At 63.4% G+C, this 14,259-nt stretch carries 17 protein-coding genes; 12 read left to right on the top strand and 5 right to left on the bottom strand.

Translation table 11 applies throughout. The features are described 5' to 3' along the window. Window positions 1-9 precede the first annotated feature (9 nt). From AC3D25_RS23350 to AC3D25_RS23340, 3 genes are read left to right on the top strand one after another with little or no spacing between them, the layout of a single operon-like run. On the top strand, window positions 10-1,062 hold the full coding sequence (locus tag AC3D25_RS23350) for a formylglycine-generating enzyme family protein (protein WP_488890843.1): 1,053 nt from the start codon (window positions 10-12) through the stop codon (window positions 1,060-1,062). Continuing rightward, entirely contained in the window at window positions 1,062-1,847 is a 786-nt protein-coding gene (locus AC3D25_RS23345) for a MetQ/NlpA family lipoprotein (protein ID WP_488890842.1), read from the top strand. The genes AC3D25_RS23350 and AC3D25_RS23345 overlap by 1 nt, the downstream gene beginning before the upstream one ends. After that, window positions 1,844-2,797: a hypothetical protein gene (locus AC3D25_RS23340; RefSeq protein WP_488890841.1), complete on the top strand. Its 954-nt coding sequence runs from the start codon at window positions 1,844-1,846 to the stop codon at window positions 2,795-2,797. Before AC3D25_RS23345 ends, AC3D25_RS23340 begins: the two co-directional genes overlap by 4 nt. A gap of 6 nt (window positions 2,798-2,803) precedes the next feature. Here the strand turns inward: AC3D25_RS23340 and AC3D25_RS23335 are convergent, their stop codons facing one another. From AC3D25_RS23335 to AC3D25_RS23315, 5 genes are all read right to left on the bottom strand, one after another. Next, window positions 2,804-3,484 (bottom strand): hypothetical protein, encoded by a 681-nt coding sequence (locus tag AC3D25_RS23335; RefSeq protein ID WP_488890840.1) that lies wholly within the window; start codon window positions 3,482-3,484, stop codon window positions 2,804-2,806. Between the two features lie 779 nt (window positions 3,485-4,263). Beyond that, window positions 4,264-4,584, bottom strand: coding sequence for a DUF4148 domain-containing protein (locus tag AC3D25_RS23330; protein ID WP_488890839.1), 321 nt, complete (start codon window positions 4,582-4,584; stop codon window positions 4,264-4,266). A gap of 163 nt (window positions 4,585-4,747) precedes the next feature. Beyond that, a complete protein-coding gene (locus AC3D25_RS23325) occupies window positions 4,748-5,176 on the bottom strand; it encodes a response regulator (protein WP_488890838.1) in 429 nt (142 codons plus the stop codon). 105 nt (window positions 5,177-5,281) lie between these two features. Then, window positions 5,282-5,620, bottom strand: a complete 339-nt coding sequence (locus AC3D25_RS23320) for a cupredoxin domain-containing protein (protein WP_488890837.1) — start codon at window positions 5,618-5,620, stop codon at window positions 5,282-5,284. Between the two features lie 37 nt (window positions 5,621-5,657). Continuing rightward, on the bottom strand, window positions 5,658-6,638 hold the full coding sequence (locus AC3D25_RS23315) for a metallophosphoesterase family protein (RefSeq protein WP_488890836.1): 981 nt from the start codon (window positions 6,636-6,638) through the stop codon (window positions 5,658-5,660). A 199-nt stretch (window positions 6,639-6,837) separates the two neighbouring features. Between AC3D25_RS23315 and AC3D25_RS23310 the strand changes: the two genes are divergently transcribed. From AC3D25_RS23310 to AC3D25_RS23270, 9 genes are all read left to right on the top strand, one after another. Continuing rightward, window positions 6,838-7,443: an RNA polymerase sigma factor gene (locus AC3D25_RS23310; protein WP_488890835.1), complete on the top strand. Its 606-nt coding sequence runs from the start codon at window positions 6,838-6,840 to the stop codon at window positions 7,441-7,443. Further along, window positions 7,433-8,131: an anti-sigma factor family protein gene (locus AC3D25_RS23305; protein WP_488890834.1), complete on the top strand. Its 699-nt coding sequence runs from the start codon at window positions 7,433-7,435 to the stop codon at window positions 8,129-8,131. Before AC3D25_RS23310 ends, AC3D25_RS23305 begins: the two co-directional genes overlap by 11 nt. 198 nt (window positions 8,132-8,329) lie before the next feature. Beyond that, complete coding sequence (locus tag AC3D25_RS23300; protein ID WP_488890833.1) at window positions 8,330-9,445, top strand: TIGR03118 family protein; 1,116 nt, start codon at window positions 8,330-8,332, stop codon at window positions 9,443-9,445. 382 nt (window positions 9,446-9,827) lie between these two features. Next, entirely contained in the window at window positions 9,828-9,983 is a 156-nt protein-coding gene (locus AC3D25_RS23295) for a hypothetical protein (RefSeq protein WP_488890832.1), read from the top strand. 452 nt (window positions 9,984-10,435) lie between these two features. Further along, the gene (locus AC3D25_RS23290; RefSeq protein ID WP_488890831.1) at window positions 10,436-10,627 is read left to right on the top strand and encodes a Flp family type IVb pilin; all 192 of its coding nucleotides are present in this window, start codon (window positions 10,436-10,438) and stop codon (window positions 10,625-10,627) included. 30 nt (window positions 10,628-10,657) lie between these two features. After that, a complete protein-coding gene (locus AC3D25_RS23285) occupies window positions 10,658-11,215 on the top strand; it encodes an A24 family peptidase (protein WP_488890830.1) in 558 nt (185 codons plus the stop codon). Between the two features lie 30 nt (window positions 11,216-11,245). Continuing rightward, complete coding sequence (gene cpaB / locus AC3D25_RS23280) at window positions 11,246-12,292, top strand: Flp pilus assembly protein CpaB (RefSeq protein WP_488890829.1); 1,047 nt, start codon at window positions 11,246-11,248, stop codon at window positions 12,290-12,292. A gap of 65 nt (window positions 12,293-12,357) precedes the next feature. Then, window positions 12,358-13,812: a type II and III secretion system protein family protein gene (locus AC3D25_RS23275; RefSeq protein WP_488890828.1), complete on the top strand. Its 1,455-nt coding sequence runs from the start codon at window positions 12,358-12,360 to the stop codon at window positions 13,810-13,812. Between the two features lie 11 nt (window positions 13,813-13,823). Beyond that, a complete protein-coding gene (locus AC3D25_RS23270) occupies window positions 13,824-14,207 on the top strand; it encodes a CpaD family pilus assembly lipoprotein (protein WP_488890827.1) in 384 nt (127 codons plus the stop codon). The last annotated feature ends 52 nt before the right edge of the window (window positions 14,208-14,259 follow it).

Here is a 14,259-nt window from a genome sequence, read left to right as displayed (position 1 = left end):
GGACACGCGATGACACTTCGTCCCTGGCTGCTCGGCGCGGCGAGTGCGGCCGCGCTGTTCGCGGCGGGCTTTTCCGCCGCGCTCGCGACATCGGCGATTCATGACCGCAGCGCAAGCGCCTTCGATCAACAGAACGATTCGCGTCCGCTCGCCGCGCTCGGCTCCGAGCGTCAATGCGCGCGGTACAGCGGCTTGCCGGGCCGCTGGCGCGACGACCCGAGGGCCGGCATGGTGCATCTGCGCGGCGGCGAATTCGTGTTCGGCAGCACACTCGGATACGCCGACGAACGCCCCGCTGGCGACGGGCGCGCGAAGGTCGGCGGATTCTGGGTCGATCAGACCGACGTAACGAATGCGCAGTTCGCGGCGTTTATCCGCGCGACGGGCTACGTCACCGACGCCGAGCGTCAGGGCGGCGCGGTGGTCTTTCACGTCCCGACACGCGACGAGATGAACGCGCGCGACCTCGCATGGTGGAACTGGGTGAAAGGCGCGGCATGGAACCATCCGCGCGGTCCGGCGAGCGGTATCGAAGGTCGGGCCAACCAGCCGGTTACGCTCGTGACGCAAGCCGATGCGCTCGCCTACGCGCGCTGGCTCGGCCGCGATCTGCCGACCGAAGCCGAGTGGGAATACGCGGGCAAGGCGGGTCACGCGGGCGCGAATCTCGACGCCGCGCCTCTCGACGCCAACGGCAAGCCCGCCGCGAATTACTGGCAAGGCATCTTTCCCGTGCTCGATACGAAGGAAGACGGCCACGCCGGACTCGCGCCGGTCGGCTGCTATGCGGCCAACGATTTCAAGCTCTACGACATGATCGGCAACGCATGGGAATGGACGAAAGACCCGTACACGGGTCCGCACCAGCCGCACTCCAACGGCGACACGGCGGCGGTCGCGCCGCCCTCGCGCCGGCACGACACGCCGATGGTCATCAAGGGCGGCTCGTTCCTCTGCGCACGCGATTACTGCGTGCGGTATCGCGCTTCGTCGCGAGAACAGCAGGAGGCGGATCTGCCTGCATCGCACATTGGATTTCGCACTGTGCTGAGAGACGGCTGATGAACACACGCTTGCTTTTTTCGACCGCTGTGCTCGGTGTCGCGCTGATCCAATCCGCCGTCGCGGCGCCGGCCATTCGTATCGGCGTGACGCCTGGCGCTCATGCTGAAATCATGCAGCAGGTCCGGCAAGCTGCGGCGCGCCAGGGTCTGGTACTCGACGTCGTGGAGTTCGAGGACAGCACGCGGATCGACGCCGCATTGGCTGCGAGCCGGATCGATGCGGCGAGTTTCGAGGACGCGCCGCATTTCGATTCAGAGAAGGCACGTCACGGCTATCCGCTCGCGGCGGCAGCCACGACGATCACCTTGCCGATGGCGCTCTACTCGCGCAAGCTCACCGCGCTCACGCAATTGCAGCCGGGCGCGAGCATCGTCATTCCTGACGATCCGGAAGGCACCGCACGCGCGTTGATCCTGCTGCAGAACTTCACGCTGCTGACGTTCAAGGACAGCGCGGGACTCCACGCAACGCTCGCCGATATCACCAGCAATCGCCTGAAACTCAAGATCCGCCGCGTGCCGCACGAGCGTCTATACGACGCGCTGAAGAGCGCGAGCATCGTCGTGATCGACAGCGCGGACGCCACGCGCGCGGGGTTGCAGCCTGCGCGCGATAGCATCGGTATCGAGGACGCGCGCTCGCCGTATGCGAGCGTGATCGCCGTGCGCGAACGTGACCGGACAGCGCCGTGGGTCGCGCAACTCGTCGCCGCGTATCACTCGAACGATGTCGCGCGTTTCATCCTCACGCGCTATCAGGATTCGGTGCGCCGGCCGTGGTGAGCGCGCCTTCTTCCGGCTTCACGTTCGAGTGCTCCGCGTGCGGGAAATGCTGCAACAGCCCGCCCGCGATGTCGCTGCCGGAGCTTTTCAGACACCGCGATCTGTTCGTCGGCTGCCTCGCGATCAGTCGCGTGCCGCGCCGGCGCGCGGGTGGCATGCTCGATACGGCGGACGTCGCCGCGTTCGATGCCCTTTTGTCTGCGTTGCTACATCAAACCGCCTCGCATCCCGAGGAATCGTTTTCAATCTCGGCGCAAGGTTTCGATTATCCGTCGCTCGCGCGTTGCGCCGCGCTGGACGTGGACGGCCGTTGCCGTCTCCATGCCACCGGCAAACCGCTCACGTGTGAAGTCGTGCCGCTCGATCCGCTCGTCCCCGACTCGCTTCAGCATCTCGTGCTGGCGGCGCGGCAATCGAGCGCGAGTTATCTGGGTGCCGCGTGCATTCGCGAGCAGGAACCCGCGGGCCAGGACGCATTCGTGGCCGATGGACGGATTCACAATGTGCCGTCGGCGCGGGTGATCGGCGAGAAACGCAACGCGCTGGCGCTAGAGAAGGACATATGGGGCGGCGCGGTGTTCGCGACGCTGCGCCGCGAACTGTTCGATTCGCCAACAGCGCTCGCACGCATTCCTCCAGGCGGTCACTTGACGATTTCGCTCGCGCCCGCGGTGCTCGTGGTCGCGGGGTTATCGGCGCGATGCCGCGCGATGTGTATCGAGTACATCGAGCGTCAGCTTGGATTGATCGAACGAATGGTGGATTTGGCCTTGCAGCGCAGACGGCTCGATGACCGTCCGGTCACGCGCGAGCTTCGCGGGTTTAGCGACGCCTATGCCCGCGTCAAGGCGATTCTTGGCGATTGCCCGGCAGCGGTCGCCGCCGACGCAACCCCAACCGAAGCCGCACTAAGATTCGAAAGACAACTCGTCGAATCGATGAGCGCGTAGCGCGCTTTAGCGCGTCCAGCCGAAGGCCGTGAGACGCGTAACGGGCGCGGCGACCGTCACTGCGCCGACGATCTCACCGGGCATCGGAAAGTCGATTGTTTGGGCGTGCGGCTTCGTGCCGAACGTGGCCGTTGTGCGCGCGCGGCTCGCGTTCCGCGCATGCTCGGCGATAAGAGCGGGCGCCGGGGCTTCGTCGTTTGTAGCGGGTGCGGCCAGCGCCACGCCCACGCCTTGCGCGCTGGCGGCAATCACGATCCAGATGCCGGTGACGGCGAGATCGATATGCACCGCGCGCCCGTCGATCTTGTTGTTGATTTGCAAGCGCTCGTCGGGCGTTTCCTCGATCCGCACGTCGCCCGGATCGCACGCGAACATCGCGGCGAGGATCATGCGCAGCACCGTACGCGCCACGCCGAAACGCTTCCCGACCGCCGAATTCCGATAAGTCCTCAGACGTTTGCGTTCGTTCGGCGTGAGCCAGATGCCGCTATCCATTGCCGAGACGAATTGCCATTCCGTGCGCAGCCGCCACAGGACGAGTTCACCGGGCCCGGGCGGATTGCGTAAGTGGGTCTTGTCGCCGGGAAAGCGGCGGACCGAATGTTCGATGTCCACAGGCGACAGCTCAACCGGCCAGCGCGTGCCGATTTCGTCTGCTTCTTCCGTGGCTGCCGTTGTGGCGTTCATATCGAAGACATTTCCTGACGGGGTCGAACGGGATATGAAACCGGATAGTTTGCGCGTTGATCCTTAGGAGAGACATAGGGGTCGCTGGCGCTTGGGGTGGGGCTGGTTGGGTTACGGCGGTTTGGCGCCGTGGGGCCGCTTGTGGGGGGTGGGTTACACCGTCTGATGTTCGGCCGCTTCTTGAGAACTTGCTTTCGTGTAGGTCTATTAGCACGCCGCTATGCGCGGCAGCAGTCACTTTCTTTGCTGCTGCAAAGAAAGTAACCAAAGAAAGCAGCTTATCCGCCTAAGTGTCCACCTCGAATAACCTTGCGGATAGGCACGCAGGCTGACTATGGCAACTCGTATTCGTTGGTATTGGCACAGCACTTGTCAGGTCCATCCTCGCTGCGCTCGGACGATGGGCGTATTTAACAACCAGCGGTCGGTATGGTTCGCTGGGTTTGTTTTTTTGTTATGCCGTTCCGGCAGGCACTTCGTGCCTGCGGGGGTGGATGAGCGGCTCCACTCTGTCTTGTGGTGCGATGGCCGAATCAGCTTGCGCGCCACTCCCGGTTACGGTTCGTGGTGGACACTTAGACGGACAAGCTGCTTTCTTTGGTTACTTTCTTTGCAGCAGCAAAGAAAGTGACTGCTGCCCCGCACAGGGGCGTGCTAATAAACCGACACGAACGCAAGTTCACAGGAAGCGCAGGCAAACCAAAACCAGTGCAAGATAAGCGCGGCCACGACACCAAAGCTAACCCCCACAACCGTGCCAACAAACCCCCAACCCCGCCTCAACTACCAAAATAAATCGACTTAGCGTTATCGCTAGCACCCGCGCGAACCGGCGCACGCGCACCACCCGACGCTGAAGCGCCATCAGCAACGCCGCCATACCCCGACGACGCCGACGAAGCCCCCACCCGAGCCTCCGCGGCTTGCGCATCAGCCGGATAACGTGGATCGCTTGCGACAGCAGGGTTATAACCAGCCTGCTCGACCTGCACCAACTGCGCGCGCACTTCAGCGCGGCTCAAAGGCGCCGATTGCGCGAACGACACTGCAGGAACAGTGAGTGCAGCAGCAATAGCGACAGCTTGAATAAGCGATTTCATGATGACACCTCCAAAATTTTCCGTTCGCCGCGAACGCCTTGTTCGCGTCCAGTGATCTCAGTCTAGGTAAGCGGCGGCTTAAAATTAAGCGGAGATCGCGCAAGAGATTATTGTTCGATCAGGGGTAAACCCTTCAGCATGACGTTTGCCGAAACGAACACGCTCATTGCTCGCAATACGTCGTCATCAGGCCGATCAAATTCGGCAACGTGCACGGCTTAAGAAAAAAAGCATCGAAGCCCGCCTGCTGGCACTTCTCCCACTCCGGATACGTCGAGACGCTCGTATGCGCGATCAGCATCGATGCGTTTCCCGACGCGCGTACCGCGTCCGCAACCTGCCAGCCATCGCCGAGCGGCATCAGCAGATCCACGAGCACGACGTCAGGCCGCAGACGCTTCGTTGCGCTCACGGCGTCGATCCCCGTAAACGCCAGATTGACGACGAACCCCGCGTCTTCGAAAGCAAGCGCGAGCGCGCGGGACGAGGAGATATCGTCATCGGCGATCAAGACCGCTTTCGAGCGCTCGCGCTTCGAACGGGGTGGAACCTGCCAGACGTATTCTTTATGCGGTGCATCGTAAGCAGACATGTCGGATCTCCCTGGTCGCGCCGCATTGCAGCAACTCTCGTTCCGCACTGCCGCATTCGCCGTCGAGGATTTCTTCTTATTCCACCGCGCGACGCTCCGGCTCATTCATCTGACGACGATCGTGCCCGTCATGCGCGGATGCATCGAGCAAAAATACTTGTACGTGCCAGCCTGTGTGAAGGTCGCGGAATAGCGCTCGCCCGAATCGACCGCAGGCGAATGGATCACGCGCGACATATCGGCGCTCGCGACCATGTGCGGCATGTCATCGCGATTTTCCCAGGTCACGGTCGTGCCGGCATCGACCGTCAGCACGGGTGGATCGAAAGTGAAATTGCCGATCACGACCGTCGCCGTGTTCGCCGCCATCGCCGGTGCGCAATTCAGCAATCCGCTTAACGTCAGCGCAAAAAGTACTTTCGTGCTTCTCTGCAGGGTTTTCATGTGTTCTCCACGAGTTCAAGATTGAATGCGAGGCGGTTCAAGCCGAGAGCCGCGTGTCCACCACGGCCAGATCCGCCTGACCCGGCACGAAGTTGACCGAGCGCACACCGAGCAACGTGCGCAACGTATCGGCGGGAACCTTCATGGGTCCCGGACCCGGCGCGCTGCCCGGCGCGGGCTGCGGAAAGGCCGTCGAAAGCGCCGTGTAAAAGTTGATCTCGCCCTCCACTTTCTGTGCGACCTGATGCACGTGGCCGTTGAGTACGGTGACCGAGCCGAAGCGTTTCATCATTGCAAGCGCACGCGCGCTGTCGTCGGTTCCCCAGCCCCACTCCGGATAAAGCGACCAGAGCGGGATATGCGCAAAAACAACCAGAGGCGTGCTGCTCGAACGCGATTTGAGATCGCGTTCGAGCCACGCCAGTTGTTCGTCGCCGAGAAAGCCCAGACCGCCGCCGTGCAAATCGAGCACATTGACGAGGCCGATGAAATGCACGCCGCCCTGATCGAAGCTGTACCACTTCGGCGCGCCTGCCTTCGAGAAGCGGTCGAAGTACGACTGGCCGCCTTCGCTCAGCACGTCGTGTTCGCCGGGCACGTAATGCACGTCGAGCCGCGCCGCGCCGATGATCTCGCTCGCCGTGTCGAACTCGGCCGGTTTCGACAGATGGCTGATATCGCCGGTATGGATCATGAAAGCGGGGCGGACGGGCATCGACTGGACGTTGGCGATGGCCTGCTGCAGCGTGCTCGTCGGTTCGACGTTCGGGTCCTTGTTGAAGCCGATATGGCTGTCGCTGATCTGCACGAACGAGAACGCGCGCGAGTGGTTTTCGGCGGCGTCGGCCGAGCCGATCAGCCGCGATGCCGGCACACCGCCCGCGAGCGTCCACACGACGCCCGTGCCCGCCCACGCCATGCACTTGAGCGCGGTGCGCCGCCGGGAGCCGTGCGGGTCGAGCGGCGCGAGCGGCGCTTGGCCGGCGTCGTCGGGTGAGAAAGCTTTTTTATCTGCCATGTCGGGCTCCTTGAGCGGGGATAGGTGGCACGAACGTGTTTCGTCCCATGCCGGTAAAACTCCGGAGCCGCGCACTTTATTCGGCTTATATTTCTTCGATCCCGCGCGTATTCCGGGAATAAAAATGCGGGTGGCGAAGTAAGTGAAGGGAGAGGCCGGATCACGCCGGCTTACGATCAACCGGGCGAGGAGACCACCGATGGGACGAGACCCGGCCGCGCGTTTCGAAGCTTTGATGCTTCCGTACCTCGATTCCGCGTACAACCTTGCTCGCTGGCTGAGCGGCAGCCCCGCGGACGCCGACGATATCGTTCAGGAAGCGTTTCTGCGGGCGCTGCGTTATTTCGACGGCTATACCGGCGACACGCCGCGCGCCTGGCTGCTCGCGATCGTGCGCAATACGTGGTTCACGGAGTGGAAAAAGCGCGCGCAGCACGGCGTAACGGCCACGTTCGACGAAGAAATCCACGCCGACGCGCAGCCGCTCTGGAGCGACGAGCACGACGGCGACCCGGAAACGCTCGCCGTGCGTCACGACGATATCGAATTGGTGCATCAGGCGCTGGCGGCGCTCACGGTGGAATATCGCGAAGTGCTGGTGCTGCGCGAACTCGAAGACATGAGCTATCGCGAAGTGGCCGCGGTGACCGGCTTGCCGGTTGGCACGGTCATGTCGCGGCTATCGCGTGCACGCGCGCTGCTCGCTGCCGCCGTACGCGCGATGCAGGCGAGAAACGGCCGCCAGAGCGTGCGTCTCGTGAAGACGCCGCCGCACGATCCGGAGATATCCAGTCATGGAAACTAAAAACACGTCTTCGCTCGGGGAGACGCTGCGAAGCGGCGTCCTGTATGAAAATGCGCCGTCGCATCTGCGGGCGCGCGTGCTGGAAAGTGTGAAGCCCGCGCGTCCGGTGCGTTCGTCCGGCGCGTCCGGATGGCTCGGCGTGCTGCAAGGCGCGCGGTGGCCGTTCATGGGCGGCGGTGTCGCGGGGATCGCGCTCGGGGCGCTCGGCGCATTTTTCGCCATGCTGCTTTTTTCAGCACAGCCTTCGCGGCACGGTTCCGATGTCGCGCAAGAGGTCGTGGCGAGCCATGTGCGTGCGTTGTTGTCGACGCGGGCGATCGACGTCATCTCCACCGATCAACACACGGTCAAGCCGTGGTTCAACGGCCGGATCGACTATGCGCCGCCTGTCGTCGATCCGCAGGCGCAAGGCTTTCCGCTTGTCGGCGGGCGGCTCGATTATGTGGATCATCGCGCGGTGGCGGTGCTCGTGTATCGCTATCTGAAGCATCCGATCGACCTGTATGTCTTTCCATCGCACGCGGCAGGCGTCAGCGCCGCCAGCGCGCCGGTCGTCACGCGCTCGCCCGAAGGTTACTCGCTCGCCGTCTGGCAACGCGACGGCATGACCTACTGGGCCGTGAGCGACGCCTCGCCCGCCTACGTCGAGCAGTTCGCCGGCGCGATCATTCACGCCACGGGCCGCTAGCGATCCGCGCACGACCGTCGCATGGCGCGCATCGCAGCAATGCGATGCGCGCAAATCCTTGGCCGCTGCGGAATAAACCGCCCTCCTCGTCCGTTATCCAATCCATAGCGTGGCTCCCGATCACCCGCGTTTTTACGGCGGAGGACCGCGTTCGCCTGCCGCGCGGATAAAGCCGTCAATCACGATCAGGAGACGAGCATGTCAAGACCCGCGAACGCTTTCGCGCTCGCCGTAGCCGCCGTTCTCGGGCTGGCGGCGTGCGGCGGAAGTTCGAATTCAACCATGAGCATGACGGGCGGCAGTTCTAATACCGTGCCTGCCGCCGCTAGCTTCAAGGCGGCGGTTCTAGTATCGGACGGCAGCGTGAGCGCGCCGACCATCGACAGCCATTTAAGGAACGCCTGGGGCATCGTGTTCAATCCAGCGGGCTTCGTCTGGGTTTCGAACAACGGGACGCAAACGTCCACGCTCTATGACGGCAACGGTGCCGCGCAGCCGCTCGTCGTCACCTTGCCGGCGACAGCGAGCGGGCTGCCGGAAAGCCCGACCGGCATCGTGTTCAACAGCAGCGCGGACTTTGCGGTGACGTCCGCGGGCAAAACGGGAAGCGCGGTGTTCGTGTGGGCGACGCTGCAAGGCACGCTTGCCGGATGGTCGCCGAAAGTGCTGGCGACGCAAGCGGTCCTCGCGTACGACGACGGCGCGGGCGCCGCCGAATACACGGGCCTCGCGATCGCAAACAACGCGGGCGCCAACATGCTGTACGCCGCCGATTTCCACAACGGCAAGATCGACATGTTCGACCGCACCTTCAAGAAAGTCACATTGAGCGGCGCGTTCATCGACCCGAATCTTCCCGCTGGTTTCAATCCGTTCGGCATCCAGACCGTGGGCGCGACGATCTACGTGACCTACGCGAAGCTCGGCCCGGACGGTCATCGAGATGTGGCGGGCGCAGGTAACGGCGTGGTCGATGCGTTCGATACGGCGGGGCATCTGGTCAAGCGGATCGCCGCGAACGGCACGCTGAATTCGCCGTGGGGCGTCGCGATGGCGCCTGCCAGTTTCGGCGCGTTCAGCAACGATTTGCTGATCGGCAATTTCGGCGACGGGACCATCAACGCGTTCGATCCGGTGAGCGGCCAGCCGCTGGGTCCGCTCAAGGTCGCGAGCGGTGCGAGTGTGACGGAGCCGGGACTGTGGGGCATCGCGTTCGGCAATGGTATCGACAATCAGCCGGTCAATACGCTGTTCTTCGCGACCGGCCCGTCGGACTCGACCGGTACGTATGGCCGCATCGATGCTACGCAGTAGATTCATTTCGCTCTGACGTGCCCGCCTTGCGCGCGGGCACGCGGCTTGGCTTGTTTAAGTAAGCGCCGCCTTCGCTCGATCCCTCCCTCCAATCCCTCCTTCAAGACCCCACGCTCGTGGGGCTGTCGATACAGCACGCGCCCGATAACCTGAGCTTTCGCTGACCTTCGATTTTCCGGCGTTGAATGCCGGGGTTTGGAAGGCGCGCGACGTTTTCAGGTGGCGTTGCATGTCGAACTCGCCGCCCGTCGAACGTCACTGTCATGCACGCGCCAATTGAAACGTGCTGCATCCGTCCGGACGACCGAGCGTGTCCAAGCCTCAACCGGGACGAGAAATGTCCCGGGCGCCTGAACTCGCAAGAAATTCAGAGAGGAAGGTTATGTATCTCACCACCTGGCTCGCCGCCATCGTCGTTGCAGCGCTCGCCGCGCTGACCATCGCCATCGCGCTGCCCAACACGCCCGACGAAGAACTCAATCGCGCGTCGGCGGCGCAGGCAATCGTGGTTTCGTTTATCGTTCGCGAGGCGCATTGAAATGCTGTTGCGCGCCTATAGCGTTTTTACCGCCCGCTTATTAGCGACTCACGCGAACTCGCGCAAACGTTTGACTCGCGTAAATATTGCCGGACGTTGCGCATGGACTGATCGGCGGCTACAATCTCGCAAACGTTTAATCGCCGAGAAATAAAATACCAATACGGCGAAAAACGACCTCGACCGGCGCTCTCCCGCGCTGCTCAACGCGCTCCGCGCGACCGGTTTTTTTGCGAATAACAAGTTTTCACTCGCTTAAGTCGATATTCGGCGCGCCGCTTATCGGCAAAATTTCTGAAAACTTTATACGTCTAATTAACCGTCTTTTACCCCTCAGTTCAGTAAATTATTTTCCCCGGTTCTGGATACGATGTGCTCACTTCCTCGCGTGCGCACGAGTCGTCGGTACGCCCCGAAGGAAGCTTTCCAATCATCAAAAAGGGGTAGTTACCATGCGTCAACTCATGCAACGCTTTGTCCGCGACGAACGCGGCGTCAGCGCAATCGAATATGCAATTCTGGCAGCACTGATCGTCGGCGCGGTGAGCGCCGGTGCGGTCACGATGGGCGGCAACATAACGACGCTGTTCGGCACCGCGAGCAACAAGATTTTGAACGCGAACACTGCGGCCGCTGCGCACTAAACGAAGCAAACGTTCGGCGGGACAAGTCCCTTGTTCCGCCAACACCTGCTCGCCACCACCATGTCACCGCTCATCCGCCTTGTCGCCTGCGTCGCACTGTGTGCGCTCGCCGCCTATGACATCCGCCATCGCCGTCTGCCGACCCGGCTCGTCGCGATCGTGGGAGGCCTGTATTTCGTCGACGCCATCGCCGCTGGCGATTCGCTCACTCTCATTCTCACCCACTGCACCGTGGCGCTCGCTGCGTTCGTGATCGGTTTCGGTCTGTTCGCGCTGCGCTGGCTCGGGGGAGGCGACGTCAAACTCGCCGCCGTGATTTTCCTCTGGACCGGCGCGCCACTCGCGTGGCCGGTCCTTTTGCTGATTTCCGCGCTCGGCTTGCCGGTCGCGATGTTCAGCATGCTGGCCGCGCGCTTCGTAAAGCGGCGCGGCCAGAGCACTACGCAACATCAAGATTCGCCGCAGCGCATGCGGCGCCTCGCCAACTGGTGGTCGGCGAAGCGCGGCGTGCCCTATGGCGTCGCGCTGGCGCTGGGCGGCGGGACCGGACTGTGGCTGCCGGTGATTTTCCACTTACCTCGCTTTTGAGTTTCACCAAGTTCCCAGGTCCAGGCCGTCATGTCGAATACCTTCAAAATCATCCTGCTCGTGGTCGCTGCGGGAATCTTCGCGATCCTCGCGCGCACGCTCTTCATGAACGCGTCGCATCCGGCGGCCGCGCCCGAAGAGGCCAGCAAGATGGTGCGCGTCGCCGCAGCCGATCTGCCCGAGGGCCTGCTTTTGCGCGAGTCCGATTTCGCATGGCGCGCGGTCGATAAAAGCGCCGTACCCGCCGGCGCGATCGTGCAAGGCGCGGAAGCGACCGTCCTCAAAGGCGCACTGCTGCGCCACCCAATCTCGAAAGACGCGCTGATCGTCGCCGCCGACGTGATTCCCGCGAGCGATCCGGGCTTTCTCGCCGCGACGCTCAAGCCGGATATGCGCGCGGTGTCGGTTGCCATCGACGATGTCTCGGGCAATGCCGGTCTGATCCAGCCGGGCGACTACATCGACCTGCTGCTTACGCAGCAAATGGACCGTCAGGACGCGTCGCGCGACATGTCGATCACGAGTGAAACGGTTGCGCAACGCGTCCGCGTGCTGGCCGTCGGCTCGCAATTTCAGCGCCCGAAGGAAGGCAAGGAATTCGATACCCGCGTAAGCGCTCGCACCGTCACGCTCGAAGTCACGCCGCATCGCGCCGAAGTGATCGCCGTGGCGGCGAAGCTCGGCAGCCTGTCGCTGGCGCTGCGCAGCTTCGCGCGCACCGCCGTGGCGGGCGCGGCGAGCGATGCCGCCGAGGAAATGCCGCCGCCGGTCTACGCGGGCGACATCACCCACGCTGCGCGCGTGCAGCGCGAAACCGCGCCTGCCGTGACGCCGGTCGCCGTGCGCGCCGCGCCGGTGGAAACGAACGTACAAGTGTTCCGCGGCTCGGAAAAGACCGCAGTAGGGGGTCCCGTCGACCAGTCGTCAAGCGCGTGGAACGCGGGCGTTCCGCCGCTTCCGCCGATGCCGTCCGTATCCGGCGGCGTCACAAAACTGCCGGCGCCCGCCCAGCCGAAAGCCCCCGCCGCCAAGGCCGCGACGGTCGCATCGACCGACAGCGCCACCGTGCCGCAATGATGAAGGCCATCAAGATGACTTCCCATTGCGATCTGAACCCGACAGCATCACCGGACGTATCCGTCATGTTTTCTTCATTCAAGGCGCTGGCCGGCGCCGCGCTGCTGCTGTTCGCCGCGAGCGCCGCACAGGCCGCCAATAGCGCCACCATCCTCTCGGTGCCGCGCGCGAGCACGCCGTCCGTACAAGCCGGACAGCCCGCGCAAGCCCAGCAGACGGGGAGCGCCGCCGCGACGCTCACGCTCGCCGCCGGCAAGGGCGAAATGATCCGGCTGCCGGAAGCGGCGACCGCCGTGTTCGTCGCGGATCCGGAAATCGCCGACGTCAACGTGCCGAATCCGCGCGCCGTCTTCGTGCTCGGCAAGAAGGCCGGCACGACCACGCTTTACGTGCTCGGCGCAAACAACAAGCAGGTTCTGCGTGAGACCGTGGTGGTGAGCCAGGACATCACCACACTCGATTCGATCCTCCACGCGCGTTTCCCGACCCTGCAATTGCAGCTCATCAGCGCGCCCGGCTCGCTGATGATCTCCGGCAACGTGAACAACGCTGCCGAAGCGGATGCGATCGTTCAGACGCTCGCGCCGTACCTGAAGGACAAGGAACAGTTGATCAACCGCCTGACGATCCCGCGTCCGCAGCAGGTGCAATTGCGCGTGCGGATCACGGAAATCGACCGCAACGTGACGCAGCAGTTGGGCATCAACTGGAGCACGATCAGCAACTTCGCGGGCAATTTCTCCGCGGGCGTATTCAGCGGTCGCCAGATCCTGAATCTGAACACCACGCCGACCACGGTCAATCTGCCGACCAACAACGCGTTCTCGTTCCTTGGCGGCTTCCATACCGCCAATACGTCGGTGCAGGCGCTGATCGACGCGCTGAATCAGGAAGGGCTGATCTCCGTGCTCGCGGAGCCGAACCTCGTGGCCTTGTCGGGCCAGACGGCGAGCTTCCTCGCGGGCGGCGAATTCCCGATCCCGATCCAGCAGCAGGACAACGCGATCACGATCGAATTCAAGCAGTTCGGCGTGAAGCTCGACTTCACCCCGACCGTGCTCGCCGATAACCACATCAGCCTGAAAGTGCGTCCGGAAGTCAGCCAGTTGGATTCATCGGCGAGCATCACGACCGGCGGCATCACGATTCCGGGCTTGTCGGTGCGCCGGCTCGACACGACCGTCGAACTGTCGAGCGGACAAAGCTTCGCGATCGGCGGGCTGTTGCAGGCGAACTCGAACGACGTGATCTCGCAAGTGCCGGGTCTCGGCTCGCTGCCCGTGCTCGGCAAGCTTTTCACCTCGACCAACTACCAGAACAACAAGACCGAACTGGTGGTGATCGTGACGCCGTATCTCGTTCAGCCGACCGAGCCGGGACGTCTGCGCACGCCGACCGATTCGATGTCCGTGCTGTCGCCGAGCAGCGACGTCGAATACACGTACCAGAAAAAGATCGGGCTGGATCCGCTGTCCGCCTCGACGCCGCGCCTCGTGGGCGCAGCCGGCTTCATCTATTGAGTATCGCGACCATGTCAGTCTTTCGCCCGCTCCTTTGCGCTTCCGTCGCCCTCGCCACCTGCACGCTCCTGGCGGGTTGCCTGACGAAACCGTCGATCGGCATGCCCGACGCGTCCACGCTCTCCTACGACGGCCACTCGGTCATCGGACCGGACTGCGAGGCGCTCGAGCGTAAGTCGCTCGTGACCAACGCCGGCTTCCGCCGGCCAAGCGTCGCGTTCGGTTGCGCGACGTACTCGAATCTCGCGGCGCAGATCGCGCGCCCCGCCGACATCGAGGCGCCGTTGCCGATGGGTCCCGCGGACGGCGCGGTCGCCGCAGGCGCGGTGCGCCGCTATCAGACCGGCACGGTCATTCCGCTCGACACGACGAGTACGCGCACGCAACCGAAATGACCGCCATGAAGCAGTCTTTAGAGCAGAACACAAAGCAGCCGATCCCGACCAG

It is taken from the genome of Caballeronia sp. SL1002 (assembly GCF_057814995.1).
This window is presented reverse-complemented; position numbering and strand designations above follow the sequence as displayed.